We start from the raw sequence: 26,393 nt of genomic DNA, 5'->3' as shown, positions 1-26,393 counted from the left end.
TGCCTTCGCTCAGACGGCAGGCGCCGCGAGCCCGACCAGCAACCTGATGAGCTTCCTGCCGCTGGTGCTGATGTTCGTGGTGCTGTACTTCATCATGATCCGTCCGCAAATGAAGCGCCAGAAAGAAACGCGCAACATGCTGTCGGCCCTCGCCAAGGGCGACGAAGTCGTGACCTCGGGCGGCCTGGCCGGTCGTATCTCGAAGGTCGGCGAGACCTTCGTGACCGTGGAGATCGCTGAAAACGTCGAAATCAACGTGCAGAAGGGTGCGATCACCACCCTGCTGCCGAAGGGCACCATCAAGGCGCTCTGAGCCTTCGCGCCACTGCACGCGGCCGCCTCCAACGGCGGCCGCCGTGCATGGCGACGCCGGCCTTGGCGACCCTCGTTGCCATGCCAGCCGGTCTGAAGCACGGTTTGCCACATGGCATCACCCTAGCCCGCTGCTATGAATCGCTATCCTCTCTGGAAGTACATCCTCATTCTGGTGGCGCTTGCCATCGGGGTGTTCTATACGCTGCCCAACCTGTTCGGTGAAACACCGGCAGTACAGATTTCCAGCGTCAAGGCGACCGTCAAGGTCGATGCCTCGACGCTCGCGCGCGCCGAAGACGCGCTCAAGGCGCAGAACATCGCCTATCAAGGCGCCGTGTTCGACAGCACGGGCAACAACCCGAGCGTGCGCATTCGCTTCGCCGACACCGACACGCAATTGCGGGCCAAGGACATGCTCCAGACGGCGCTGAACAGCGACCCGACGGACCCGACCTACGTCGTCGCGCTCAACCTGCTCTCGGCCTCGCCGGAATGGCTCACCCGAATCCACGCGCTGCCGATGTATCTCGGTCTCGACCTGCGTGGCGGGGTGCACTTCCTGCTGCAAGTCGACATGGCCGGCGCCATCACCAAGCGCCTGGACGCGAGCGCCGCCGATGCCCGCACGCTGCTGCGCGACAAGAACATCCGCCACAACGGCGTGACGCGTACGGACACTGGCATCGAAGCCGTCTTCAGCGACCAGAACGACGCCGAGCGCGCCCGCGGTGCCCTGACCGACGGCCTGCCCGATCTGTCCTACACCACGCAAGCCGGCCCGAACGGAACGTTCAAGGTCGTGGGCGCCTTCACGGAAGCCGCCCGTCGTGCGGTACAGGACAACGCCGTCAAGCAGAACATCGTCACGCTGCATAACCGGGTGAACGAACTCGGTGTGGCCGAGCCGGTGATTCAGCAGGAAGGCCCGGACCGCATCGTCGTGCAGTTGCCCGGCGTGCAGGACACCGCCAAGGCGAAGGACATCATCGGCCGTACGGCAACGCTCGAAGCGCGTCTGGTCGATCCGGACGCCCCGCGCCTCATCACGGCCGACACACCGGTGCCGCCGCAGGACGAATTGTTCCTGCACGGCAACGGCGCGCCGGTGATGCTCAAGCGTCAGGTGATCTTCAGCGGCGATCGCATCACCAGCGCGTCCGCGGGCTTTGACGATCACCAGCAACCGTCGGTGAACATCAAGCTCGACGCCGCCGGCGGCCGTGTGCTGCGCGACGTCTCGCGCGACAACATCGGCAAGCCGATGGCCATCGTGCTGTTCGAGAAGGGCAAGGGCGAAGTGCTGACGGTGGCGAACATCCGCAGCGAACTGGGCCAGAGCTTCCAGATCACCGGCATGGGCTCGGCGCAGGGCGCCAACGACCTGGCACTGCTGCTGCGCGCCGGTTCGCTGGCCGCCCCGATGGAGATCATCGAAGAACGCACGATCGGTCCGAGCCTGGGTGCCGATAACGTGCACAAGGGTGTCGACTCGGTGCTGTACGGCCTGATCGCCATCGCCGTGTTCATGATGGCGTACTACATGCTGTTCGGCGTGTTCTCGGTGATCGCCCTGCTGTTCAACCTGTTGCTGCTGGTGGCCGTGCTCTCGATGATGCAAGCCACGCTCACGCTGCCGGGGATTGCCGCTATCGCGCTCACGCTCGGTATGGCCATCGATGCGAACGTGCTGATCAACGAACGCATTCGCGAAGAATTGCGCGCGGGTGCGTCGGCACAGAAGGCGATTTCGCTGGGCTTCGAGCATGCCTGGGCGACGATTCTGGACTCGAACGTGACCACGCTCATCGCCGGTCTGGCGCTGCTGGCGTTCGGTTCGGGCCCGGTGCGCGCGTTCGCCGTGGTGCACTGCCTGGGTATTCTGACCTCGATGTTCTCGGCCGTGTTCTTCTCGCGCGGTCTGGTGAACCTGTGGTACGGCGGCCGTCGCAAGCTCAAGACGCTGGCGATCGGTCAGGTCTGGCGCCCGGACGGTGCGAAAAACGCACCCGACGCAGGCGAGCAATAACCGCAGGCGCGAGAGGAAACAGTCATGGAATTTTTCCGCATCAAGAAAGACGTGCCGTTCATGCGGCACGCCCTGATCTTCAACATCATCTCGGCGCTCACGTTCGTGGCGGCGGTGTTCTTCCTGCTCACGCGGGGCCTGCACATGTCGATCGAGTTCACCGGCGGTACGGTCATGGAAGTGGCCTACACGCAGGCGGCCGATCTCGAGAAGATCCGTGGCGAAGTCGGCAAGCTGGGCTATCGCGACGTGCAGGTGCAGAGCTTCGGCACCTCGCGCGACGTGATGATCCGCCTGCCGATCCAGAACGGTTCTGACGGCAAGCAGGTCACCAGTGCGCAGCAAAGCGACGCCGTGATGTCCGCCCTGAAGGCCGACGCCCCCGATGTGCAGTTGCGTCGCGTGGAATTCGTCGGTCCGCAGATCGGCCACGAGTTGTTTACGGATGGCCTGCTGGCGCTGACCTTCGTGGTCATCGGCATCATCATCTACCTGTCGTTCCGCTTCGAATGGAAATTCGCGGTGGCCGGCGTGATCGCCAACCTGCACGACGTGGTGATCATTCTGGGCTTCTTCGCCTACTTCCAGTGGGAGTTCTCGCTGGCGGTGCTGGCGGGGGTGTTGGCCGTGCTCGGCTACTCGGTGAACGAATCGGTCGTGATCTTCGACCGGATTCGCGAGACGTTCCGCAAGATGCGCAAGGCGACGGTGCGCGAGGTGATCGACCACGCCATCACGACAACCATGTCGCGTACGATCATCACGCACGCGAGCACGGAAATGATGGTGCTGTCGATGTTCTTCTTCGGTGGACAGACGCTGCACTACTTCGCGCTCGCCCTGACCGTGGGTATTCTGTTCGGTATCTACTCGTCGGTGTTCGTGGCCGCGGCCATTGCGATGTGGCTCGGCGTGAAGCGTGAAGACCTCATCAAGCACAGCAACAAGGATGGTGAAGAAGGCGTCGATCGCAACGACCCGAACTTCGGCGCCCGAGTCTGACCGGCTCACTGCGCTCCGTCAGGAAGACCGCCGGCATGTCCGGCGGTTTTTTTTCGCCGGTGCATTGTGCGCTCCGCGTTGCGACAGCGGCTTCCCACGTTGCCCTGCGCAGGCTGCCGTCACCATGCAAAACGGGCCGCAAAAGCGGCCCGTTTCGTTGAAGCAGAAAGCGTGTTGGACGCGCTCAGACCCGCTTGGCGAGCGATTCGGCGATACCGATGTAGTTCGCCGGCGTCATTTGCAGCAGACGCGCCTTTGCGTCTTCCGGAATAGCCAGTTGCTTGATGAAGTCCTGCAACGCTTCGCGCGTGATGCCCTTGCCGCGCGTCAGCTCCTTGAGCTGCTCGTACGGGTTGGGAATGCCGAAGCGGCGCATCACGGTCTGTACCGGCTCGGCCAGCACTTCCCACGTATTGTCGAGATCGTCGTTCAGACGCTGCGGATTGACTTCGAGCTTGTCCAGGCCCCGCTTGCACGAGTCGTACGCCAGCAGGCTATAGCCAAACGCCACGCCGATGTTACGCAGCACGGTCGAGTCGGTCAGGTCTCGCTGCCAGCGCGAAACCGGCAGCTTGTCGGCCAGATGGCGCAGCACGGCGTTCGCCAGACCGAGGTTGCCTTCCGAATTCTCGAAATCGATCGGGTTGACCTTGTGCGGCATGGTCGACGAACCGATCTCGCCGGCCTTCGTCTTCTGCTTGAAGTAGCCGACCGAGATATAACCCCAGATATCGCGGTTCAGGTCGAGCAGGATGGTGTTCGCACGCGCAACGGCGTCGAACAGCTCGGCCATGTAATCGTGCGGCTCGATCTGGATCGTGTACGGGTTGAACGTCAGGCCCAGGCGCTGCTCGATCACGGCCTTCGAGAAGGCTTCCCAATCGTATTCCGGGTAGGCCGAGAGGTGGGCGTTGTAATTACCGACCGCACCGTTCATTTTGGCGAGCAGCTCGACGCGGCGAACGCGCTCGAGCGCGCGTGCAAGTCGTACGGCCACGTTCGCGAGTTCCTTGCCGAGCGTGGTCGGCGACGCCGGCTGACCGTGCGTGCGCGAGAGCATCGGCTGGGCGGCGTGCTCGCGGGCCAGTTCGCCGAGCTTGGCGACCAGCGATTCGAGCGCGGGCACGACGACCTTGTCGCGCGCGCCCTTGATCATCAGGCCGTGCGAGGTGTTGTTGATATCTTCCGACGTGCAGGCGAAGTGGATGAATTCGCTCGCCTTTTCGAGTTCCGCCTGGCCCTGCACCTTCTCCTTGAGCCAATACTCGACAGCCTTCACGTCGTGGTTCGTGACCTTCTCGATGTCCTTGATGCGCTGCGCATCGGCGTTCGAGAACTGGGTGGCCAGGCTCAGCAGGAACGTCTCCGCTTCGGCCGAGAACGGGGCGATTTCGGCGAAACCGGCCTTGGACAGGGCGATCAGCCAATGGATCTCGACGGTCACGCGGTGGCGCATGAACGCCGCTTCGGACAGCCACGGACGCAGGGCGTCGGTCTTGCTGGCATAACGGCCGTCGAGCGGAGAAAGCGCGGTCAATGGGGAGAATTCGTCGGACATGGCACTGGGCACCGAAAAAGAAAATCGGGGGAGCCGGCGAGCCGCCAACTCGGAAAGGCCAGCATTTTACCATTCTCGGCCTCGCCCATCCTGGGACGAATCGATTTCACCGGAATTCGGGCAGGACTCGCCCCGCGCTGCGGCATACGCAACACGCATGCGCGAGCGCCCGGAGCCCACGTTATACTCTCCCCCGCCCTACCGCGATTTATCAAGGATTCACATGAAGTTGATCGGTGCCCTCGCCAGTCCCTACGTTCGCAAAGTCCGCATTGTGCTGGCTGAGAAGAAGCTCGACTACAAGCTCGAGCTGGAGAACGTGTGGGCCGACGACACGCGCATCCAGCAGTCCAACCCGCTGGGCAGAGTGCCGTGTCTGGTCATGGAGGACGGCGAAGCCGTGTTCGACTCGCGCGTGATCTGCGAGTACCTCGATACGCTCTCCCCGGTGGGCAAGCTCATCCCCCCTTCGGGTCGTGAACGCGCCGAAGTACGCTGCTGGGAGGCCCTCGCCGATGGCGTGACGGACGCCGCCGTGCAGATTCGCGTCGAGGCGATGTTCCACGACGAAGCCTCGCGCTCGCAGGCGCTCATCGACCGTCAGCGCGGCAAGATCGACGAAGCGCTGCGAGCGATGGCGCTTGGACTCGACGAACGCCAGTGGTGCGCGAGCAACCGCCTCACGCTGGCCGACGTGGCCGTCGTCTGTGCACTCGGCTACCTCGATTTCCGGTATCCGGAGATCGCCTGGCGCGACGCACACCCCAACCTAGCCGATCACTTCGAACGCATGTCCGCGCGCCCCTCGGTCGTCGACACTGCCCCCACGCGCTAGTCCTATCCGCCGACCGCAGGGCCAGCGCCTCGCGCTTGCCCGCGCGCGGGCAAGATGACCGCTGGCCGGTCGCGTCCGCGGCTGTCGGTGGCTTCCGCCGACGGGCTGCGTGTCAGCAGTGCCCCGACCCCTCGCAGCAAACGCCAGGCGCGTTCCCTCGCGGCCTCGTCCGAGGACATATCGCCGCGCTCCCGAGCCGGCGTTGTCGTGGCGGGCGCCTTGGTATCGGGCGTCGTATCGACAAGGACGGCGGCAGGCTGCATGGGCTGCATGGGCTGCATGGGCTGCATGGGTGGCAAAGGTCGCGAGGGCGCCGCTGGCACCGGGCTCGCGTCGCGTAGCCGAGCGTATCCGGCCATCACCTTGCGCACGTAATTCTGCGTCTCCGGGAACGGCGGGATCTGACGCCCATAACGCAGCACCGCCCCCTCCCCCGCGTTGTAGGCCGCCAATGCCAGCGTCAGGTCGCCGTCGAAGCGCGCCAGCAGCCAGCGGACGTAGGACGCCCCAGCGCGCACATTCTCCGCGGGGTCTTCGAGACGTCGCACGCCGAAGCGCTCGCCAGTGCGCGGCAGCACCTGCATCAACCCGATCGCCCCCCGCACGGACACCGCCTGCGGGTCGTATCCCGACTCCGTGTCGATAATGGCGTGCAGCAGCGCCGCATCAACCGACGCCACTTGCGCCGCGCGTTGCACCACCGCGTCGAAGGGCAGCGCGGGGTCGGCAGACGTCGGTGCGTCTGTGTCGCGAGAGGTAGCGACGACAGATATCGGTGCCGCCGTGTCGCGGGGGCTGGTGACGACAGACATCGGTGCCGCCGTGTCGCGGGGGCTGGCGACGACAGACGTCGGTGCCGCCGTGTCGCGGGAGGTGGCGATGATCGACGTCGGTGCGTTCGCGTCGCCGGGGCTGGCGTCGACAGGCGCAGGCGCGGGCCGCACCAACGCGTCTGGCGTGGCCCGCGGCACGGGCACCACGAGCTGCGCGTCAGCCACTCGCGGGTGACGCGGCAGCAATCCCGCGTCCATCGCCCATACGGACATCGACGGCCCCATCATGCTCAACACGGTGAGCACGCCTCCGGCGAGCCGTGCGCGCCACACGCACACGCCCCGATTCCAGCGCCCACTCATACGCCGTCTCCCGAAGCCGAGCGCGTGGGTGCGTCCTTCATGCCGCGTCCGACGCAGCCGTCCTGCGGCGCGTTCGCCGCTTGCACCTCATAAGGCAGGTCGAGCGCGAGCCGCAGAATCGCGGCCACCGCGTCGAACAGATCGGGGGGAATCGGTGCGTCGATCTCGACGTCGTCCATCAGGCGGCGCGCCACGGGCACGTGCTCGACGATCGGCACGCCTTCGCGCTCGGCGAGCCGGACGATGGTCCGCGCGCGTTCGTTGCGGCCCTTCTCGATCACCATCGGCACGGCCGTCTCGCCGGGCACGTAGCGCAGGCAAATCGCGATGCGGGTCGGGTTGCGCACCACGGCCGTCGACCGCTTCACGTTGTCCGACAGACTGCCGCTTTCGATCGTTTCCCGATGAATGTCGCGCCGCTTGTTCTTGATCTCCCGGTTGCCCTCGACCTCCTTGGATTCCCGCTTGATCTCGTCGTGGGACATCATCAATTGCTTGCGAAGCTGATACTTCTGATACGCGAAGTCGAGCCCGCCGAACACCACGTACGCGATAACCAACACCGCCATCAACCAGAACATCAACCGCACCGTGAGGGCAAGACCGCACGACGGCCCGCACTGCGGCAGCGCGGCGAGCGACGGCGTGTACTGTCGGATCAGATAGAAAAAGACCACGGCCAGCACCGCCACCTTGACGAGCGACTTGCCGAATTCGAAGAGCGACTGCATCGAGAACAGTTGTTTGGCCTTGGCGATGGGATCGATCCGTTCATACTTGGGACGAACGCTCTCGGGCGCCACGAGCATGCCGACCTGCAACACCATCGCCAGCCAAGTCGTCACGATCAACAGCACGGCAAGACCGCCCACAAAACGCACGAAGAGCAGCAGCGACGGTCCGAGCATGCCGCGCACGGCGTCGTCCACCGGATCGTTGAGCAGCCCTAACATGCGCGCGACGAGCGCTTGCAGCGCGTCGTAAAGCGCCGGGCCTTCGAACGTCAGCCACGCCAGCACCACGCCGAGTTGCATGCACACGGCAAGATCAGCGCTCTTCGCGACGCGCCCCTTCTTGCGCTCGTCTTCGATCTTCTTGGGGGTGGGCGGCTGGCTCTTTTCGCTCATGCCGGCCTCAGGATGCAGGCAGCGCCAGCGCGGCCCAGGCGCGAAACACGTCGGGCAGCCGATACCAGCCCTGCAGCGGCACGGCGACGGCAAACGGCAGACTGGCCACCGTCACCAGCAGCGCCATCGCGCTTTTCACCGGCATGGCGAGAAAAAAAACGTTGAGCTGTTGCGCGGCCCGGTTGATGAAGCCCATCGACATATCGACCAGCACCATCACGACCATCGCCGGCAGCGCCACCGCCACGCACATCACCTGCATCGCCTGCCAGAGCGCGAGCAGCCAGGCCACGCTGTCGTCATGCCATTGCCACGGCTGCCCCACCGGCAGCGCGGCGTAGGAGTCATATAACGCGGTGAGTAAGGCCTGCGCCGCCGGGGTGACAAAGAACAGCACGCAAAGCATCTGAGTGAGCGCGATGCCGAAGACCGACGACTGCGCCCCCATCAACGGATTGAGCACGCTCGCCATGGACGCGCCGCGCATCGTGTCGATCACGTACCCCGTCATGTCGACGGCCCAGAACGGCAGCGCGGCGGCAAAGCCGAGCAGGCCGCCGATGCACAACTCGCGCAGCACCAGCATGCCCCATGCGCCCCAGTGCGACGGCATTTCCGGACTTGCATGCACGAGCGACACCACCGGCAAAGCGAGCGCCAGCACCAGCGCATTGCGCAACATGCCGGCGCCGAGCATGCCGACGGAGAACACTGGCAGCAGCATCGCAATGCCCAGCGGGCGCAGCATCGCCACGCCCCACGCCACCAACCAGCCATACAGGTCGGCCCACAGCGGCGAGAGCAAGGTGTCGACGCCGGGCGCCATGCCCGGCACGAAGGAGGACGTCATGCCGCTCACCGCATCCGGCTGATCTGCTCGAACGCGTTACCCGCGTAATGCAGCAGCACATGGCCCATCCACGCATAGGTGGCGGCCAGCGTGACCGATACCGCGATGAGCTTGATGAGGAACTGCACGGTCTGATCCTGCACCTGCGTAAGCGCCTGCACCAGCGAGACCAGCACGCCGACCGCCGCCGCCACCACCACGGTGGGCAGCGACAGGAGGAGCGTAAGCCAAAGCATCTCGCTCGTGAGATTGACGACGATGGCTTCACTCATGGGTGCGCTCCGGGCCGCGTCATGCGTAGGAGAGCATCAACTGGCGCACCAACTGCTCCCAACCGTTCATCATGACGAAGATCAGTAACTTGAACGGGAGAGCAATGGTCATGGGCGAGACCATCATCATGCCCATCGCGAGCAGGATGTTCGAGATCACCAGGTCGATCACAACAAACGGCAGGTACAGCAGCAGCCCGATCTTGAACGCTTCGGCGAGTTGGCTCAGCGCGAACGCCGGCATCAGGACGAGCAGCGAGTCGCTGCCCAGGCGGTCGCGATGCGCCTCAGGCCAGGTATCGCGGCCGACGCTGGCGAAGAAGTCGCGTTGTCTCGCGTCGGTGTGACGGGTGAGAAATGCACGGTAGGGCGACAGGACGCTCGCATCGACATCGGCCACGAAATCCTTGGACGACAGCGATACCGGACGCGTCTCGAGATTGGCCTCGATGTCGAAGGCCACCGGGGCCATGATGAAACAGGTGAGCACGAGCGATAAGCCGTAAATCGCGATGTTGGGCGGAATCTGCTGCGTGCCGAGCGCATTGCGCAACAGGGCGAACACGACCGCCAGCTTCAGAAACGCGGTTCCCAGCACCACCAGCAACGGCATGATCGAGAGCAGCGACAGTACGACGACGAGCTGCACCGGGTGGTCGAGCAGGGACATGCAAACTCCAATGAGCGGCGTTGACGACCGTGTGGGGTATCCGAGAGGTTAGGTCGTCTAGGGATGCACGCCCATCCGGTCACGACCCGAAATGGCGCGGGAAGAATCGCGCTCACCGGGCGCGTCACCCTCGGTGAGGGCGACCTTAAGCGAAGCATTCGCGGCGGATGCGCCGATCATGCTGTCGATGCACACCGCGAGTCGTCCGTCGTCGAAACGCAGCAAACGCCCGGCGGCCCACGGTGTGTCGTCACGCAGGAGCGTGATTCGATCGGCCGACAACGCGCAGGCGATTGCCTCGCTTTGGGAAACGGCATCGTTGCCTGAACGCCAGGCGGTCAGGAACGGAATGGGAAATGGCCTTTCTGCGACGAGGGCGGACAAACGCACGGTGGCTGCTTCCTGGCGCGCTTCGGCAGCCGTCGACTGGGTGTCGTCGGGGGGACTGGTGTTCGTGTCGTCGAGTTGCAGGACGCGCCGATCCAACGGCCGGCCGTCATGCATGGCCATGGCGCGGTCGCCGTCCACAAGCCAATACTCACCGCCTGCGATGTGAGCCGCCACGTCGAGGAGTACGGCGTCTCCCACCTGCAGATGCTCGCATTGCGCGCCGGGCAAGGTCGCCCACCCCGCCACCAGCGCACATCGACGCATCGGCAATCCCGACGGATCGAGCGCGGTGTCGCCTGGCGTCGCCCGCCGGCAGCGCTCACACAGCCACGACGTCGCGCCGTCGAGATACATCAACGCCAACCGACGTCCCTCTCGCTGCAACACCATGCCCACACGCCACGCTGTCTCCACTTCCGCGGCCGCGAGGTCAGTCGCGCGCGGCCACGAACTGGTATCGCGGGCCGCGTCGGCCGCACTGACCGCGGCGTCGAGCGACATATCCGCGCTCACGTCGCCCGTCGCCAGCGTGAGCGACGCCGCGCTGGCCCGCCACGCGGGCGGCAGCGCGTCCCACGACGGAACCGGCAGGTTCGGCGCGAGCCAGTCGCGCCACTGCTGCGCGTCGCACCAGAAGCGCGTCTGGCCGACAAGACCGTCGTCGACGCGTGCCGTCACGACAAGACCGTCCCCTCCCGCACGTAGCCAGCCCACGCGGACTTCGGTATCGCCTTCGACAAACGCCACGCAGGCCACGCCCGTGAGCGCCTCATCCAACGGCCCCGGCGTCGACGCCGCGATGAACCCGACGTCCGGCTCAAGGGGCATATCGCGCCTCGACTTCGATCGTGACGGACACCTTCAGGCGCGACGTCAGGGCGCGCTCGAGCCGCCCTCGATGCGCCAGCAAGCGCCGGTACATCGTGAGCCGCACGCAGAGCAGACTCACCGTCACGCCCTGCCGTCCGCGCCGGGCTTCGACGACCAACGCATCGAGCGCGCCACCATGCACCAGCACGCGCAACGAACTGCCGCCGTCCCAGTTGGCCTCCTGGCGCATGTGCCAGACACGCAACCAACGCAGCACATCCGCGGGTCCGGACACGCACGCGGCCGGTTCGCATGCCAGGGTGAAGGTCCGTTCGTGACGGTCGCCGCTTGGCCTTCCATCGGGCGTTGCCGTGCCGCGCCGCTGCGACGACGAACGGTCGGACAAGCTGACGAACGCATCGGCTGACGGGCCGCTTCGGTGAATGGTACGCATCGTGAAGTCCTCTTGATGGCAATGGTGGTGAGCGCGTTTCGTTCGGCATAGGTGCGCAATCCCTTCGGCGCCGGGTAATGGCGTGAGACGGTTCCGTCTTCAGCGGCCCATTGCCCATTCACCGGCGGTAAAACGTCATCAACTCCCGCAGTTTTTCCTGTTTGCGTGCATTCGCCTGCAGGCGCTCGCGTTGGTGAAGCACTTCGGCGTCGACAAGCTTCGCGTGCGCGAGTGCAGCGCTGTGCCGGTTCCGCGCCTCGCCAAGGGCGGCACGCTGCACTTCCACCGCACCCGGCGCGCCCGCGGCCTCGCGTGGCCCGTAGACACCGCCGCGCGACAATGCGTCCTGCCACGCGCGACGTTGCGCGTCGCACGCGCGCTCGCACGCAACGACCGCCTCGTTGGCATCGCGCGCCGCGACCGTCATGCGGGCCAGTGCGGCACGCAGGCTGGCTTCGCGGCGCTGGGCGAGGGCCGCCAATGCCGCGAGGCCCTCGTCGTCCGTCAGTTCGCGAGATGTTCGAGCCATGCGCGCGTGTCGTCGAATGGCGCCACGTCGTGCTGCGCCTGACAAAGAAAGGCACGGATGTCCGGGGCCCGCGCGAGCGCGTCGTCGGTCTCCGGATCGTTGCCCGGCTGATATTCGCCAACGCGTACCAGCAACTCAACCTGCGCCGCCAGCGCCATCGCGCGCCTGACACGCGCCGCCGCATCGACATGCGGCGCGTCGGTCACCGCCGCCATCACCCGCGAGAGGCTCCTCGCGACGTCGATGGCGGGATAGTGATTTTCCTGCGCGAGACGCCGCGACAGCACAATGTGACCGTCGACGATCGAACGCACCTCGTCGGCGAGCGGCTCATCCAGGTTGTCGCCTTCGACGAGCACCGTATAGAACGCGGTGATGCTGCCGCGCACGCCGGTCCCCGCGCGCTCCAGCAACCGGGGCAGACGCGCATAAAAGCTCGGTGGCAACCCGCTCGTCGCCCCAAGCGGCTCTCCCGCCGCCATCCCGATATCGCGCACGGCGCGCCCGAAGCGCGTCAGGGAATCCATGAGCAACAGCACGTCTTTGCCGTCGTCGCGAAACGCCTCCGCAATGGCCGTCGCGGTGTAGGCGGCCTTCATCCGTTCGAGCGCGGGACGATCGGATGTCGCGACGACGCAGACAGTCCGTGCACGCGCCTCAGGGGTGAGGGCCGTCTCGAGAAACTCGCGCACCTCGCGCCCGCGCTCGCCGATCAGCGCCACGACGATCACATCGGCCTGCGCACCCTGGCACATCATCGCCAGCAGCGTGCTCTTGCCCCCCCCCGCCGCCGCAAAGATGCCCAATCGCTGGCCACGACCGCAGGTGAGCATGCCGTCGATCGCGCGAATGCCGATGGGCAGGCACGTGGACACCAGCGCACGCGTCATCGCGGGCGGCGGCTCCGTGTCCAGTGAACGCCATGCCACGCCGGACGTCGGCGCCTCGTCGGCCGCCGTCGCGGGGACCAACGGCCGCCCGAGGCCATCGAGCACCTCGCCAATCAGGTGATCGCCGACGGCCACGCGCGACGACCTTCCCAGCGCCTGCACCAGCGCGCCATTGGCCACGCCGTTCGGCTCGGCATACGGCGCAAGCCAGACATGCCGCCCCTCGACCGCAATCACCTCGGCGTCGAGCGACGGCGAGACCACGCGGCATTGCTCACCGAGCGCCGCGCCCGGCAATCGGGCCCGCATCGCATTCGGGGTGATCTTGTCGATACGACCGTAGCGCGCTTCACCGCCGGACATCCGCCGCCACTCGTCACACGCTTTGCGCCGCGCGTCGAGCGTTCGACGAAGCCCATTGGCGATGCGTGTGGCGTCCGGGCGACGCATCTCAGTAGGTTCCCTGCACGTCGATCGTGCCCAGCACCCGCACATGCGGCTCGTCGGCCACTTCCTGGAACGACAACACCGCCAGGTCGGCGCGCTCGCGCTCGACGAGCTTGCGCAGAAAACGCCGAACGTCCATGGCGGTGAACAGCACGGCTGGCGTGCCGTCATGCGCGGTCAGTGCGCCATCGATGGCGTTCAGAATCGCGTCGGTCTGCGTGGGATTCAGATCGGCATAGGACCCCGACGCCGTCTGCCGCACGGCGGCCCGCACGGTGTCCTCGATGCCGCGTCCCACGTTCCACCCGGTGATGTGTTCGGTGCCCCGTCGAAAGCGCCGGGTGATGTGACGTCGCAGGCTGAGCCGCACGTACTCGGTCAACATGATCTGATCGCGCTCACGCGGGGCCCATTCGATCAGGGCCTCGAACACGCGCCGCAGGTCGCGAATCGACACGCCCTCGGCGACCAGTCGCTGCAGGACTTCCGCCGTCCGGCTGATCGGCAGTTGGCGTTGCAGCTCCTTGACGAGTTCGCCGTAGCGATCCTCCATCGCATCCATCAGGAAACGCGCTTCCTGCACACCGAGGAAATCGGCGGCATGCGCGTCGATGACCAGCGACACGCAGTGCGCCACGCGGTCCGCGCCCACGATCACGGTGCCGCCTCGCGTCTGCCACGCCTGGCGTTGCGCGTCGTCCAGCCAGAAAAGGATCTGCCCGCCGAACGGCAACGGCATCTCGCGCGGCGCACCGGCGTCAAGGCTGCGCAGCGCGGGCATCGGATGCGCCGCGTCGTGCTGCGCCAATGCGGCGTCAGGGGCCACATCGATCGTCATCACGCTCTCGTGATAGAGCTGAATATCCAGCGTCTCGCCCGGCAGGCCGGCGTCGACGACCACCTGTACCTCGGGCATTGGCACGCCGAACTGCTCGAACTTCTGATCGCGCAGGGCATTGATGCGCGCGGCGAGCACCGCGGTGCCGCCCGCTGCCTCGGCCAGCGCGGCCCCCACCCGTGCCTGCAGCGGCTGCGCGCCAGGGCGTCCCGGTTTCGCTTGCACTCCGCCGGCGTCTCCCTGCGCGCCGTCCTTGTCCCCTTGGCCCTCGCCCCCTCTGCGCCCTGCCCACCACGCGGCGGTCCCCGCCAGCGCCGCGAGCAGGAGGAAATAGTGCATCGGGAAGCCAGGGATCAGACCGAAGAGCACAAGCACCACGGCCGCCAACGTCAGCGAGCGCGGCTGTGCGGCAAGCTGATCGGTGAGCTCGCGCGCCAGGTTGCGACGTTGCTCGCCAGGCACCCGCGTGACGATAATGCCTGCCGTCACGGAAATGAGCAGCGCCGGGATCTGCGACACCAGCCCATCGCCGATGGAGAGAATCGCGTAGATCGCCGCCGCATCGCCCGCGCTCATGCCGCGCATGAAGACGCCGACCCCGATGCCGCCCAGCAAGTTCACCACGATGATGACGAGGCCGGCGATGGCATCGCCCTTGACGAATTTCATCGCCCCGTCCATCGCGCCGTAGAACTGGCTCTCCTTCTGCACGATGCGGCGCACGCGCTTGGCTTCGGCTGCGTCGATGGTGCCCGCGCGCAGATCGCCGTCGATGCTCATCTGCTTGCCGGGCATGCCGTCGAGCGAAAACCGGGCGCCGACCTCGGCCACGCGCTCGGAGCCCTTCGTGATGACGATGAAGTTGACGACAGTGATGATCAGAAACACGATCATGCCGACGACGATGTTCCCGCCTGCAGCAAAATCGCCGAACGTGTAGACGATGTCGCCCGCGTCGGCGCGCAGCAGAATCAGGCGGCTGGTGCTGATCGTGAGCCCCAGCCGAAACAGCGTGGTCATCAGCAGTACGGACGGGAACGCCGAGAAATCGAGCGGCTCGTTGATATAGAGCGCCACCATCATCAGCAGCAGCGACAGGCCCAGATTGAGCGCGATGAGCAGATCCATCACCGACGGCGGCATCGGGATGATGATCATCAACACCGTGACGAGCAGCAGCGCGGCCAGCACGATGTCCTGCCGGCCGGCAGCGACGCGAAGCCAGGGCAGCAGGCGCGTCACGGGTGAACCTCCTGCTGCTGCCGGGCATCGATTCGCTCCAACAGGCGCCGCATGCGGCCGAGGCAAGCGAACCAATCAACGGCCTGTGAGTTGCCGCTCGCCGGCGGCGTCGCGATCAGCATCGGGCGCCCCTGCGCCACACATGCCCGCACGGGAATGCCGAGACTCCACTCCGGCGCGCAGGTTTGCAGCAACATGGGCAACCACCGCTGCGCGCGGGCGGCGCGATCGATCAGCGTCAACACCAACGTCACGCCCTGCGCATCGACCTCGATCATCAGCACGCAGGGTGCGAGCACCACGCGCATGCGAGGGGCCACACGTTGCGGCGGTAGCGCCAGCAATTCGAAGAGCTGCTCGAGCTTGCGTTGAGTCTGGGTGTCCATCGGCGATCTTGCGTTGGGAACGTGCTGGCGGCGCACGCGCGGCTCGGAGGGCGCTCAGGTAGCGGCAGCGGGCATGGTCGCGCATCCACGGCCGCGGGGGCTATCCGGCGCATACCTGAATTTCGCGGCGGGCGTTCCGACGAGGGGCCACCATCGTCACAGCATCATGCGCAGGCGATGTGCCCAATTCACGATATCGGCCACGTTGTGTGCATCGAGCTTGCGCATCATGTTCAGCCGGTGGGTCTCGACCGTCTTCACACTGATCGACAACAGTTGCGCGATGTCGCGATTGCGTTGCCCTTCCGCGACCAGCTTGAGCACCTGCCGCTCACGCAGCGTCAGCAGCCGCTCGGGCATCTCGACCGCGCATGGGCGGGGCACGTGGCGCGCGCCCGCCGGATCGTGCATGCCACCGAACACGGCCGGATCGACGAAACGCTCGCCACGAATGACCTGGTACGACGCGTGGATCAAGGTCGTGCGAGGGCTGCTCTTGAGCACGTAAGCCGCCGCGCCGGCTTCCAGCGCCTGGCGTGCCCGCTCGCTGTCGTTGCTGGCCGAGTTGACAACGATGCGCAGGTCGGGCCAACGCTGGGCGCATTGGCGGATCACGTCCACGCCGTCCATGCCGGGCAGGCCCAGATCCAGCATCATCAGGGTCGGTCGATGCACCACGCAGGCCCGGTAGACATCGAGCCCGTTGACGACCCGGGCAAGCACACGCCAACCGAGATCGTGCTCGATCAGGCAGCAGAGTCCGTCGGCCAGTAACTCGTGGTCTTCGACAACGACGACACCGATACACCCCGTCATTCGCAGCTCCTCGACAGTTGGTCATAAGCACTCACGCAAGCACTCATACGGATTTTTGTTCACTTTCTATCGACTTCGGGCCACTTGCGCGAATCTTGTGCCTTCGCCTGACGTCGGACGTGGGAAAGCCCCCCAAACCACGGCGCCCGAGCGTCACTTCAGGTCTGCGCCGGATTGTGCCGGCACCTCAGCGCTTGATAATGAGGAATCTTGTGCGCCGCCGTGTCGATCGACGGCGACCCGTGATGGCGTATGCCGCCGATGTCGCATGCGCTTTGTTCCCCGTGCCCGTGCACTGCCTCCTTCAGATACCTATGCGTTTGCCATTTGCGCTTGCCGCGCTCGACTGGATTGCCCCGCGCGACGTACAGGGCGCGCGCATTGCGCTCGATCTCGACGGCCAACGCGGCTGGACGTGTCGAGTCGACGGCGGCTATTGCGTCGCAACGGCGCTGACGCTGCCGCCGCACGCCCATATGCAAGTCCATCGCCATGCTCATCCCCATGCGCAACCGCTCGCCGCCGCACTCGACGACGACCCGGCGCTCGCACGCTGGCTCTTGCGGCTCTGCCTCGTGCTGGCCGGTCAGCCGGCGTTGCGCGACGACAGCCTGTGCCTTGCGAACGACGTCCTCTGGTGGGTCCACCGCTTCGACGCCGGCGAACCGGCCGCACGCGTGGAAGCGCAGCTTCGTCGCCAACTGCTGGCCTGCATGATGGTGACGTCGCAGGGCACGCGCGCCGACGCGGTGCCACCTGCATCGTTCACGCCGCATGCGTCCGGTCGTCCCGCCGGGGCGGCAGACGCCAGCCGCCGTCTTCACGCGCTGCGCCGCTGCTGACCATGCAGCCTTCCTTCACTTCGCGCACCGTCGCCCTGCTTGCCGGGAGCCTGTGCGTCACGCTGGCCACCGCGTCGTTTGCCGCGCCCCTCACGGCGCATGCGCCCCGGGTCTCACCGGGCACGCCGGTTTGGCGCGGCGGCCCGTTCGTCTTCCAGAGCGCAGGCACGCCTCTCGCGGAGTTGTTGCGCGACTTCGGGGCGCACCACGGCATTCCGACCGTCGTGAGTCCGCACGTCGCCGATCGCTTCATCGGCACGCTACCTGCGGGTGCCGCTCAGGCGACCCTCGACGCCCTATCGGAACGTTATCGGCTTTCGTGGTACTTCAACGGCCAGACGCTGAACATCTATAAATCCAGCGAGGCAACGCGGCGCGTCATGTCCGTGCGTTACGCCTCGCCCAACGACTTGCTCGGGCACCTGCGCAATGCCGGTGTGCTGCACCCGCGGCACTGCGTGGCACGGGCGATTCCGGCCACTCACGCGCTTGAAATCGCCGGCGTTCCCGCCTGCATCGAGACGGTTGCCATGCTCGCAGACCACCTCGAACGCGACGCCCGCGATCAGCAGGAAAGCGAAGAGACCATCAAGATATTTCCCCTGAAATTCGCGACGGCCGACGACACGAGGTACTTTTATCGCGGGCAGGAAGTCGTCGTGCCGGGCGTTGTCAGCGTACTGAAGGATTTGATTCTCGGCGCCGGCCCGCTCGGTGCCACTGCGGCGGCGTCTGCCTCGCCGGGCGCGTCGGCCGGCGCCGGCCTTGACGCCCGCCTTCCCCTCGCCACCGGCTCGCGCTCCGGCACGCCGCGCTTTTCCGCCGATCCGCGTCGCAATGCGGTCATCGTGCGTGAGCGGCGACGCAATCTGCCGATCTATGGCGACCTGATCGCGCAGCTCGACATCCGGCCCCGCCTGGTCGACATCTCGGTGGCGATCATCGACGTCAACGCCAGCGATATCGCCGAACTTGGCGTCGACTTCTCCGGCAGCGCCCGGCTGGGTGGCTTCGGCGCCGTGTCGCTGAACTCGCAGACACAGAGTGGCGACTCCGGCACGTTCACGACATTGGTCGGTGACACCAACAAGTTCATGGTCAATTTGAGCGCGCTGGAGCGAAACTCCAAGGCGCGCGTTCTATCCCGCCCATCCATCGTCACGCTCGACAATATGCAGGCCGTACTCGATCGCAGCGTGACGTTCTATACCAAGGTCTCAGGCGAGAAGGTCGCCAAACTGGAGAGCGTGACGTCGGGATCGCTATTGCGTGTCACGCCGCGACTCGTTCCGCAGGAAGGCGATGGTCGCGAGCAGGTGATGCTCACCCTCAATATTGAAGACGGCGGCGAAGTGCGCAGCGAACGCAACAGCCGCAACGAGGTCCCGACGATCCGCAACTCCTCGATTTCCACGCATGCCACGCTCCAGGCGGGACAGAGCCTGCTGCTCGGCGGCTTCGTGCAGGACGCGCAGCACGAGCAGGAGCGCAAGATTCCCCTGCTGGGCGATCTGCCGCTCATCGGCCGTCTGTTCAGTTCGACGAGCAACCGGAGCGACAGTGTCATGCGTCTGTTTCTGATCAAGGCCGAGCCGGCGGCCGACCTGCCGAGCGCATGAGCATGCTCACGCTCACGCTGCTCGACGGCCCCCTCGCCGGACGACCCATGCCGCTACCACCGGGCACACTCACGATCGGCGACAGTGATTCCGATATCGCGATGACGCTCGATCATGGCGCCCAGATCGCGCTGGGCGTCGACGACGATGGCGTTCGCCTGCTCACGCCGGCGCCAGTCTGGGTCGACGGCGTGCCCGTCGCCGCATCGGATGATCGCGCGGCGGACACGCTCAGGCTCCCGCTGCATACGGCGATCGATCTTGCCGGCCTCGGCATCTGGCTCGGCGACGGCAGCGAAAGCGCTCCCGCGCCCATGCCAAAACGTCCAGAGCGGCGTCCCGAGCACACGGCATCGCCTCGCATGACCCTCGCGCCCGAATCCCCCCAAGCGGCCGAAGCCCCCCAAGCGGCCGAAGCCCCTGCGCGGCGCGCTCGCGCCCCGACCGCCTGGATAGCAGTCACGGGACTATCGTTACTGATCGCGGCGGCGGGCGTCGCGATCTGGCGCACGGGAACCGCCAACGTCATCGCCGCACCGCCACCGCCCGATGCGCTCAAAGCGCTCGCGGCACGCGTCGCGCCCGGCGTCGTGCTGGATCACGACGGCAATGCGGTACGCCTGTCCGGCGGCTGCATCGACGACGACGCGCTTGCACGACTGCGCGCCGAGGCGCGTTGGTTGGGCAAAGCGTTGAGCGACGAGACCTGGTGCCCCGCGAATTCCATACAGACAGTGCGCACGTTGCTACGCTTGCACGGCTTCGGCACCGCCCAGGTGAGCGTCACGCCGGACGGCGAAGTGCTCATCGGTGCGCCGACGGTCGCCGACGCCCGCTGGCGGTCTGCCGCCAATGCGCTCGATGCATTGGCGCTGCCGTATGGCTGGCGCGTGGCAGAAGGCACGGCCGACAGCTTCGAGCGGCTGTTGAAGACACTACGCGACGCCGGCCAGTTGCGCGGCATCGATATCGCCCGCGACCGCAACGGATGGCGGCTCACCGGGGCACTGACCGTGGGGCGCCAGGCGTCGTTGAAGGGGATCGTCGACTCATGGAACACCGGAGACAACGCGATGCCCGTGCGCATCGAGCCGTTGCCGCCCCAGATCCCGACGTTGGCCGAAACGGGCTTTTCCGCGCCGCTGGTGAGCATAGGCGGCTCGCCCAACGCGCCGCAGATCACCCTCGCCGACGGCACGCGCCTGACGCAAGGGGCGCGTCTGCCCGGCGGCACACGCGTCATCGCGATTCATACGGGCGGCGTGTCGATCGGCTCGCACGACCGGCTTTTCTACTTACCCCTGTCTCCGGAGATGCTGCATGACGATTCGCCTGACCCAGCTTGAAGACCGTCTCGCCGCCGCGCCCGAGGCTGTCGCGCGCGATATCGGTACACAGCTCGATGTCGCGCGCCAGACGCTGCAACAGGCGCTGCACACGCCGCTTGCGCCCGCGCAGCACGCGCTTGCGCAAACACAGATGCAAGCGGTGCGCGCCGCCGAGGTGATTCTCGAGGGCGTCGCGCGGCGGTACGCCACGTCTTACGGATCGTCGTCATGACGACGGGAGCGACGGTGGGCGTCGACCGATGCTCGCGTGTGCGCAGAAGCGACAAACCAGCTCGCGCGACCAAAGTCTGCACGCCCCAATCGTGGGAACCTTCGGCATCGCGCGCCCCGCGCGAGCGGCTTTCGTCTCCGCGTTGTCGCGGGACGCTGGCACGGGGCACGTCGTCGATTTCTTCCACTCTCCACGCAAATCATGCCAAGTTACGACCTAGCGAAAACTCTCGTCGAAGCGCTGAAGTTGATCGGCTGCGACCCGGGCAAGATTAATGCCGTCGACAATCACTCGCCCATCGAGCTGACGTTTACCGCCTCGCCCAGCATCATCGTGGAAACCTTGAAAAACCAGGCGTGCAGTATTCACGCCGTGGTGGCCACCGACGAAGCCGCACGTCTGCATCGAGCCAACAGTGAGCGGCTTCTGCAATTGCTCATTGAGCCGGCCGAATGGGCCGTCACCGGGCACGTGCAGTTGCGCGAGCGCGACCGTCGTCTGATTCTTCACGCGCAGGTGACGGACGAAGCCGCCGCCGAGCCCGAGCCGTTCGCGCAAGCGCTCACCGATTTCTATGACCGTATCAAGCTCTGCCGGGAGCACCTGCGCGCCTGAGCGCCGCCGCGGCACCCGTTGGCGCATCCGTTGTGCGCCAGCCCATCCCCCCGATCCTCGCGTCCCCACTTCCCCACTTCCCCACTACCCCCCGGTCACCTCTCCCTCGTGGGCGATCTCCGCGCGCCAGCCATCCAGTGCTTCGCCGAGCGTCTCGCGCTGTGTCTCGTCGCGAAAGCAACCGTCATGGGCCGACTGCACCAGCCGAGTCAGTTCGCGCGCAAACGCGTAGCGCGCGTCGACCGTCACCATGCCTAGATGGGCCGCGCGTTGCGCAAGCCATTCCACGCCCACCCACGGCTGATCCAGTAACGTGAGCATCTCCGAGATCATCGTGTCCGTCTCAAACGCGCGAGCGCCTGCCGCGCGCAATGTCTGCGCCGCTTGCTCGCATGCCGACTCCAGCGTGAGAAACAGCACCACGCGACGAAGATCGTCGATGACGGCCGCCAGACGTGGGAGCTCCGCACCGGCCTCGCGCGCGCCCAACTCCAACCCCAGCGCCTGCATCAGCGCGCGCAACCGCGCACGGCGCTGCGCAAAGCGCCGGCATTCGTCGAACCATTGCGTCAACGAGCGCTGCGATCCTTGTGACTGGCGGAACAGCGACTTGAGTTGTTGCAACAGCGCCATGCCTGGGTTTTGCCCGTTACCGCATTCCAGCGCAGCGAAGGCCTCGATCGCCCACGTCTCGGACGACGTCAGTTCGTCCAACGTCCGGCGCAAGCGGCTGCGCGTTCCGCTGTCCAGCCCGCCATCGGCCAACCAGGCCGCAACGACCAACGCCGCATGCCCGGCCGACAGGTGGGCCTGGCGAATCAGTTGATGTGGGTCGGGAACGAACGGAAGATCGCGCAACTGCCCGCGCAGTCGCTCGAATTGCGCCGCGTTCACGCGCGCAAACCGATGCATCTGCTGCTCGAACAGGGCGCGCGCACGCTGCTTGTCGTCGCGCACATCGCGATCGCTCGTCCTGCGGAATCGCACCCCGAGGGCGAAGCTGAGATTCTCTTGAGATTCGGCGACCGCCGCCTCTTCGTTCTGCGAGATGGTCGCTTCGATAAGCGCGATATGTCCCGGCACGTCGGCAGGCAACCCTCGCGCCGCGCTTGCCTCACCATCCAGCGGCAGCCATTCGTCCGCCACCCGGCGCTCAACGGCCTTGTTTTCCTGGATTGCCCGACCCGCCGATGAACCGGACGATGGCAAGCGCTCAACCATCAGCGATCTCCAGATCGGGACTCGCGTTCAGGCGCTCGAGGACGGCCGCGAGATCCGCGTCGAGATCCAGGCACACCGTCACCCATTCGCTTTCGATGCGGGCCTGCCGGCCAACCAGCGTGGCATCCGCCGTGCAGGCCAGCACAATATCGGCCGCTCGCAAGGCATCGGCCACGTCGTCGCGATGGGCGGGCGGCACTCGCAGCACGAGGGCTCCTTCGCGCACCAGCGCGGGTAAAGCGCGTGCGACGCGTTGTGCGAAGCGCTCACCGACATCGAGCGGGGCGATGAAATTCGACAGCGCGGCGCCCAGGGCGTCTGTCACGCGACGCTCCAACGAGCGAACGATGTCGCGCTCGAGCGACGCCTCGTCGACCAGCCATGCAACGGTCTGCGCCACGGCGTCACGGCGGGCTGTTTCCGCAAGCGCCGCCGCCTCCTCTCTGGCCTGCTCGCGCGCCGCGTCCCGCCACGCGTCGCGCAGCGCCTGCGCATCGATACGTGCCTGTTCGCGGTCAGCCAGCGCGGCGTCACGCTCGGTCTTTGCCTGCGCCATCCAGCGAGCCCGCAGACTTGCCTGTTCGCGAAGCTCCTCGAGTGCCTGGCGGGAAATCACCGGCCCCGCGGGCGCGGGGCCGTCCATCGCTTCGATGGCCGTCAAGGCGAAGTCGACGACATACATAGCATCTTCTCCAGCGCTGCAAACCGCAGCCAGATGTCCTCGTTCGTCAAACGCGCACCCGACGCAAACGGTTCAATGTCGGCCGGCGGGGGAAGCAACAGTCTGGCGGCCTTGCTCACCGTCGCCACCTCGACGCACGGCAGCTCAGGCGCGCCATCCAGGCACGCGCCGGTGGCCGCCAGCGCCGCAGGAACGACCTGCTCGGGCGACAGGGTGGGACTGGCAGGCCAATCCCGACGCGTGAGCAGCAAACGGTCGCATTGCCAGGCGTCGAGCCACGAAGCCAACGCACGGCGGTACGTGCCGAGCAGGAGATAGTCTGGACATCCCATCGCGCGCAAGCCGTGGGCCAACGACAGACGTCGCAGGTTCGGCAACCGCCTCAGCATCGCTTGCGCCGTGTTGCCTTGCGGGGGTGCGCAATCGCCCGCCGCCGCACCCGGCCAGCCGCGCCGGGCGATGACCAGACAGTCGATGGACGCACGGCACGCGGCGTGTCGCCGGTAGGCCTCTCGCCAAGGCAACATATCGAACGCGCGCCACCAGCCGACGTCCATTTGCATGCCGGGCTGCCAGATCAGGCGTGCAAGTTGGGTAGCGCCGCCGCAGTGCGCAGGCGTCACGATGCCTTCGATACGCGGGTGCGCAAACGCGGCACCCATGATGCGCGCCGACGCCACGCCACCGCCGCGGCAGCGGCCAGCCCGATACACGCCGCCACGACCATGCCCCACGTCATCGTCGGCAGCCCGCGTCCGCGATCCGTCAATGGGCCCGTGGGCGCACCTGTCGTCGCGTCGATGGACGCGCGGGGCAAACGATAATCGGCGGGCTGCAACACGATGCTGATGCGCTCGGGCGTCACCCCCGGCACGCTGTCGTGAACCAGACTGCGTATGTCCGTCATACGCTGCGTCATATTGATCTCGGGGCTGTACTTCACGAAGACAGCCACGCCGGGCGGCAAGGTCGTGCGCCCTGCGGAATCCGTCGGCACCTGCGCGATCGAGACTTCGGCCACCATCACGCCGTCGAGCGACGCGAGCATGCGCTCGAGTCGCTGCTCCTTGAGATAGATCAGCTTCGCCTGCTCCTGCACAGGCGAACTGACGAGTTGTCCTGGTGGAAAGACGTCCTCGACGGACGCGCGCTTCTGGCGCGGCAAGCCGTGTTGGCGCAGCACCTCGACACCCCGCACGAAATCGCTGCGCTCGATGCGAACCGTCATGCCCGCGGTGTCGGCGCGCTTGTCGGCCTGCAGCCCGGACACCAGCAATAGCGCCAACATCTGGTTGGCCTCGGTCTCGCTCAGCGAGCGATGCAGTTCGACCTTGCACCCGGCGAGCGAGATCACGAGCAGGCTGCCCAGCAGCCATCGACCGCGCCAACGGCTTTGTGCCACGGACGGGGTGCGTCTCGCCGATCTCGTCACGACGTCGGCGATGCGACGGCCGCACGTCATTGCATATGCACCAGCTTGTTCACGCCTTGCGTGGCGGCGCCTGCCACCTTCGCCACGAACTCCAGTGCCAGCACGCGCTCGGTCAGCGCTCGCTGCATCGCGAGCATGCGGGTCGGATCGTCCAGCGTGCGCTCGTCGATCGCCACCCGCTCGGCCAGGCGTTCGGTGTTACCCGCAAGCTTGCCCGCTGCGCTGAGCAGATGATGCTCCGGCAGCGACGGCGCGCTCGCGAGGGCCTGACCGAAATGAACGGCGTCGTGCTCGCTGGCGTTGGCCGGTACGAGCGCGGCGTTCGCCGGCGTTGCAATGGCAGACGCGTGCGCAAGTACCGCGGGGATCTGAGAAGTGGTCATGACGAGGTAACGGGAGGAGGAGAGGAGGAGGAGGACAACGCGGGCGACGTCGGCGACATCGCGTTGGCGGACTGGCTGGCGTCCATCGCGTCAAGCCAGCGAGCGAGCACGTCGCCTGTCGGGTTGGCGTCATGTCCGGCTGCCACGATCGTGGCGAGGTGGGCGCGCGCCGCGCGCGTATCGCCGAGCGCGATGAGAAGCGCCGAGTGCAGCCATTGACGCGTCTCGCGATCCGTCACGAGCGACGGCAAAGCATGCAGGATCACGCGGGCTTGCGAGTGCATGCCATGATGCGCACCCGCCAGCGCCAGTTCGACGACGATCTGCCGGATCGACGCGTCCAACCATGAATCGGCGGCATTGCTCGGTACGCGGTCTGCGCGCGTCATGCGATCTTGGCGATGATGCCCATCAGCGTGTCCTTGATGAGCTTGATCGCCGCGCTATGCAGCCCGACCATTGTCGAGAACTGCTGCAACTTGAATTGGACATCGAGCATATGCCGAGGGTCGTTGGTTTCCGGTGCGCGCACGGCCTGGGTGGCCTCGTCCGACATGCGTCGCACCCCTTCGGACATCCCGCGGTGAATCTCTTCGACGTTCATTGCACGCCCCCCTCGGTGACGGCGCCGTGTCCCGCCACCAGATCGGCGCGCATGGCGGCGTAGGCGTCGGCTTGCGGCATGGCCACACGACGGCTACCGCGCTGCGGCGGCGTGCCGAGTCGGATTTCCGTCGGCGCGCAGTCGAAGCGCTTGCGGAAGGTGTCGGTAAAGTGCGCGTGGTTGGTGAAGCCGCATTCGAGCGCGATGTCGAGCACCTTGTGGCGCGTGGACAGCAGCAGATCGCGCGCCAGCCGAAGGCGCCGCTCCAACAGCCACTGCTTCGCGGGCATGCCATACGTTTGCTGAAACAGGTAGCGAAATTTGCGCAGCGGCATGCCGAATTCTTCGGCCAGGCGGCCGACCGGCCACGGTCGGTGAAAATTTGCCTCGACGAAATCGAACAGCGAATGGCTGCCCGCAATCGTCTGACGCAACATGGCCGAGAAGTACCGCTGATCGCGACACAGGCAATAGACGTAGAAGAAACGCAACATCGCCATGCGGTCGACGTTTTGCAACGTCATGGCCACGTCGACCATGCTGGGCTCGAGAATCAACGTGCGTGCCGCCTGTCGATGAAAAACGCCGAGCGGACGGCGGTCGAGCAGATCGACGACATCGGGGTACAGCGCCTGCAGATCACAGGCGTGAAAATCGTGTGACATCACCGGCCCTGGGGCATCGATCGTCGCATCCGAATGGGTGGCGGTCATGCCGCCGGCCGGCAGCGTGTGTATGAGACCGTTCACATTCAGTTTGACGTCGTGGTGGCTGATCAGAAATCGCACCGTACTCATAGGCTCCTCCTCTGACGACGGGCGGTCGCCGGGATGACAAAGTCG

At 66.2% G+C, this 26,393-nt stretch carries 30 protein-coding genes; 9 read left to right on the top strand and 21 right to left on the bottom strand.

All coding sequences use genetic code 11. The features are described from left to right. Positions 1-46 precede the first annotated feature (46 nt). From yajC to secF, 3 genes are all read left to right on the top strand, one after another. A complete protein-coding gene (gene yajC, locus PCE31106_RS04205) occupies positions 47-313 on the top strand; it encodes a preprotein translocase subunit YajC (protein ID WP_232424572.1) in 267 nt (88 codons plus the stop codon). A gap of 135 nt (positions 314-448) precedes the next feature. Then, positions 449-2,341 carry a protein translocase subunit SecD gene (gene secD, locus PCE31106_RS04200; protein WP_017233098.1) on the top strand — a complete coding sequence of 631 codons (1,893 nt, stop codon included), beginning with the start codon at positions 449-451 and terminating at the stop codon, positions 2,339-2,341. Positions 2,342-2,365: 24 nt separating this feature from the next. Further along, positions 2,366-3,343 carry a protein translocase subunit SecF gene (secF, locus tag PCE31106_RS04195; RefSeq protein WP_017233097.1) on the top strand — a complete coding sequence of 326 codons (978 nt, stop codon included), beginning with the start codon at positions 2,366-2,368 and terminating at the stop codon, positions 3,341-3,343. Positions 3,344-3,527: 184 nt separating this feature from the next. Here the strand turns inward: secF and purB are convergent, their stop codons facing one another. After that, positions 3,528-4,901, bottom strand: coding sequence for an adenylosuccinate lyase (gene purB, locus PCE31106_RS04190; RefSeq protein ID WP_017233096.1), 1,374 nt, complete (start codon positions 4,899-4,901; stop codon positions 3,528-3,530). Between the two features lie 223 nt (positions 4,902-5,124). Here purB and PCE31106_RS04185 point away from each other — a divergent pair, with 223 nt between their 5' ends. Next, positions 5,125-5,736 carry a glutathione S-transferase family protein gene (locus tag PCE31106_RS04185; RefSeq protein WP_150562478.1) on the top strand — a complete coding sequence of 204 codons (612 nt, stop codon included), beginning with the start codon at positions 5,125-5,127 and terminating at the stop codon, positions 5,734-5,736. Positions 5,737-5,738: 2 nt separating this feature from the next. On the opposite strand, the gene PCE31106_RS04180 is transcribed toward PCE31106_RS04185, so the two are convergent. The 12 genes from PCE31106_RS04180 to PCE31106_RS04125 form a co-directional block, all read right to left on the bottom strand. Next, on the bottom strand, positions 5,739-6,872 hold the full coding sequence (locus PCE31106_RS04180; protein ID WP_254440893.1) for a lytic transglycosylase domain-containing protein: 1,134 nt from the start codon (positions 6,870-6,872) through the stop codon (positions 5,739-5,741). Beyond that, on the bottom strand, positions 6,869-7,999 hold the full coding sequence (locus PCE31106_RS04175) for an EscU/YscU/HrcU family type III secretion system export apparatus switch protein (RefSeq protein WP_150562477.1): 1,131 nt from the start codon (positions 7,997-7,999) through the stop codon (positions 6,869-6,871). Before PCE31106_RS04175 ends, PCE31106_RS04180 begins: the two co-directional genes overlap by 4 nt. Before the next feature lie 7 nt (positions 8,000-8,006). Then, positions 8,007-8,849, bottom strand: a complete 843-nt coding sequence (sctT, locus tag PCE31106_RS04170) for a type III secretion system export apparatus subunit SctT (RefSeq protein ID WP_017233092.1) — start codon at positions 8,847-8,849, stop codon at positions 8,007-8,009. A gap of 5 nt (positions 8,850-8,854) precedes the next feature. Continuing rightward, entirely contained in the window at positions 8,855-9,121 is a 267-nt protein-coding gene (gene sctS / locus PCE31106_RS04165; RefSeq protein WP_017233091.1) for a type III secretion system export apparatus subunit SctS, read from the bottom strand. 19 nt (positions 9,122-9,140) lie between these two features. Further along, positions 9,141-9,791, bottom strand: a complete 651-nt coding sequence (sctR, locus tag PCE31106_RS04160; RefSeq protein ID WP_150562476.1) for a type III secretion system export apparatus subunit SctR — start codon at positions 9,789-9,791, stop codon at positions 9,141-9,143. A 57-nt stretch (positions 9,792-9,848) separates the two neighbouring features. Then, positions 9,849-11,009 carry a type III secretion system protein SepQ gene (locus PCE31106_RS04155; protein ID WP_150562475.1) on the bottom strand — a complete coding sequence of 387 codons (1,161 nt, stop codon included), beginning with the start codon at positions 11,007-11,009 and terminating at the stop codon, positions 9,849-9,851. Next, positions 10,999-11,445, bottom strand: a complete 447-nt coding sequence (locus PCE31106_RS04150; RefSeq protein WP_017233088.1) for a hypothetical protein — start codon at positions 11,443-11,445, stop codon at positions 10,999-11,001. The genes PCE31106_RS04155 and PCE31106_RS04150 overlap by 11 nt, the downstream gene beginning before the upstream one ends. Before the next feature lie 118 nt (positions 11,446-11,563). Continuing rightward, a complete protein-coding gene (locus PCE31106_RS04145; RefSeq protein WP_150562474.1) occupies positions 11,564-11,974 on the bottom strand; it encodes a hypothetical protein in 411 nt (136 codons plus the stop codon). Next, positions 11,950-13,227, bottom strand: coding sequence for a FliI/YscN family ATPase (locus PCE31106_RS04140; protein WP_174974937.1), 1,278 nt, complete (start codon positions 13,225-13,227; stop codon positions 11,950-11,952). The genes PCE31106_RS04145 and PCE31106_RS04140 overlap by 25 nt, the downstream gene beginning before the upstream one ends. An 88-nt stretch (positions 13,228-13,315) precedes the next feature. After that, entirely contained in the window at positions 13,316-15,391 is a 2,076-nt protein-coding gene (gene sctV, locus PCE31106_RS04135; protein WP_150562472.1) for a type III secretion system export apparatus subunit SctV, read from the bottom strand. After that, positions 15,388-15,777 carry a hypothetical protein gene (locus PCE31106_RS04130; RefSeq protein WP_150562471.1) on the bottom strand — a complete coding sequence of 130 codons (390 nt, stop codon included), beginning with the start codon at positions 15,775-15,777 and terminating at the stop codon, positions 15,388-15,390. Before PCE31106_RS04130 ends, sctV begins: the two co-directional genes overlap by 4 nt. Before the next feature lie 156 nt (positions 15,778-15,933). Next, positions 15,934-16,593 (bottom strand): two component system response regulator, encoded by a 660-nt coding sequence (locus PCE31106_RS04125; RefSeq protein ID WP_017233962.1) that lies wholly within the window; start codon positions 16,591-16,593, stop codon positions 15,934-15,936. Between the two features lie 314 nt (positions 16,594-16,907). Here PCE31106_RS04125 and PCE31106_RS04120 point away from each other — a divergent pair, with 314 nt between their 5' ends. The 5 genes from PCE31106_RS04120 to PCE31106_RS04100 all read left to right on the top strand — a co-directional run bounded on the left by PCE31106_RS04120 (position 16,908) and on the right by PCE31106_RS04100 (position 21,229). Continuing rightward, positions 16,908-17,435, top strand: a complete 528-nt coding sequence (locus PCE31106_RS04120; RefSeq protein ID WP_150562470.1) for a hypothetical protein — start codon at positions 16,908-16,910, stop codon at positions 17,433-17,435. A 2-nt stretch (positions 17,436-17,437) separates the two neighbouring features. After that, positions 17,438-19,054 (top strand): EscC/YscC/HrcC family type III secretion system outer membrane ring protein, encoded by a 1,617-nt coding sequence (locus PCE31106_RS04115; RefSeq protein ID WP_150562469.1) that lies wholly within the window; start codon positions 17,438-17,440, stop codon positions 19,052-19,054. Further along, entirely contained in the window at positions 19,051-20,400 is a 1,350-nt protein-coding gene (sctD, locus tag PCE31106_RS04110) for a type III secretion system inner membrane ring subunit SctD (protein WP_150562468.1), read from the top strand. Before PCE31106_RS04115 ends, sctD begins: the two co-directional genes overlap by 4 nt. Beyond that, entirely contained in the window at positions 20,375-20,614 is a 240-nt protein-coding gene (locus tag PCE31106_RS04105) for an EscE/YscE/SsaE family type III secretion system needle protein co-chaperone (protein ID WP_150562467.1), read from the top strand. The genes sctD and PCE31106_RS04105 overlap by 26 nt, the downstream gene beginning before the upstream one ends. Before the next feature lie 201 nt (positions 20,615-20,815). Beyond that, on the top strand, positions 20,816-21,229 hold the full coding sequence (locus PCE31106_RS04100; protein WP_150562466.1) for an InvB/SpaK family type III secretion system chaperone: 414 nt from the start codon (positions 20,816-20,818) through the stop codon (positions 21,227-21,229). Between the two features lie 84 nt (positions 21,230-21,313). Here the strand turns inward: PCE31106_RS04100 and PCE31106_RS04095 are convergent, their stop codons facing one another. Genes PCE31106_RS04095 through PCE31106_RS04060 form a run of 8 tightly spaced genes read right to left on the bottom strand, consistent with a single transcriptional unit; the run spans position 21,314 to position 26,348 of the window. Next, positions 21,314-22,450: a TyeA family type III secretion system gatekeeper subunit gene (locus PCE31106_RS04095; RefSeq protein ID WP_150562465.1), complete on the bottom strand. Its 1,137-nt coding sequence runs from the start codon at positions 22,448-22,450 to the stop codon at positions 21,314-21,316. Beyond that, positions 22,443-23,132: a hypothetical protein gene (locus PCE31106_RS04090; protein ID WP_150562464.1), complete on the bottom strand. Its 690-nt coding sequence runs from the start codon at positions 23,130-23,132 to the stop codon at positions 22,443-22,445. Before PCE31106_RS04090 ends, PCE31106_RS04095 begins: the two co-directional genes overlap by 8 nt. Then, positions 23,108-23,794 carry a type III secretion system domain-containing protein gene (locus PCE31106_RS04085; protein WP_150562463.1) on the bottom strand — a complete coding sequence of 229 codons (687 nt, stop codon included), beginning with the start codon at positions 23,792-23,794 and terminating at the stop codon, positions 23,108-23,110. The genes PCE31106_RS04090 and PCE31106_RS04085 overlap by 25 nt, the downstream gene beginning before the upstream one ends. After that, positions 23,752-24,534 carry a type III secretion system inner membrane ring lipoprotein SctJ gene (sctJ, locus tag PCE31106_RS04080; protein ID WP_254440892.1) on the bottom strand — a complete coding sequence of 261 codons (783 nt, stop codon included), beginning with the start codon at positions 24,532-24,534 and terminating at the stop codon, positions 23,752-23,754. Before sctJ ends, PCE31106_RS04085 begins: the two co-directional genes overlap by 43 nt. 56 nt (positions 24,535-24,590) lie before the next feature. Next, complete coding sequence (gene sctI, locus PCE31106_RS04075) at positions 24,591-24,947, bottom strand: type III secretion system inner rod subunit SctI (RefSeq protein ID WP_150562461.1); 357 nt, start codon at positions 24,945-24,947, stop codon at positions 24,591-24,593. Then, on the bottom strand, positions 24,944-25,336 hold the full coding sequence (locus PCE31106_RS04070) for a DUF1039 domain-containing protein (RefSeq protein ID WP_150562460.1): 393 nt from the start codon (positions 25,334-25,336) through the stop codon (positions 24,944-24,946). Before PCE31106_RS04070 ends, sctI begins: the two co-directional genes overlap by 4 nt. After that, entirely contained in the window at positions 25,333-25,551 is a 219-nt protein-coding gene (sctF, locus tag PCE31106_RS04065; protein WP_017233974.1) for a type III secretion system needle filament subunit SctF, read from the bottom strand. Before sctF ends, PCE31106_RS04070 begins: the two co-directional genes overlap by 4 nt. Further along, entirely contained in the window at positions 25,548-26,348 is an 801-nt protein-coding gene (locus PCE31106_RS04060) for a helix-turn-helix transcriptional regulator (RefSeq protein WP_150562459.1), read from the bottom strand. Before PCE31106_RS04060 ends, sctF begins: the two co-directional genes overlap by 4 nt. Between the last annotated feature and the right edge of the window lie 45 nt (positions 26,349-26,393).

It is taken from the genome of Pandoraea cepalis, from assembly GCF_902459665.1.
GTDB lineage: Bacteria > Pseudomonadota > Gammaproteobacteria > Burkholderiales > Burkholderiaceae > Pandoraea > Pandoraea cepalis.
Note: the sequence above shows the minus strand (reverse complement) of the source record. Positions and strands in the feature narration are given on the sequence as shown.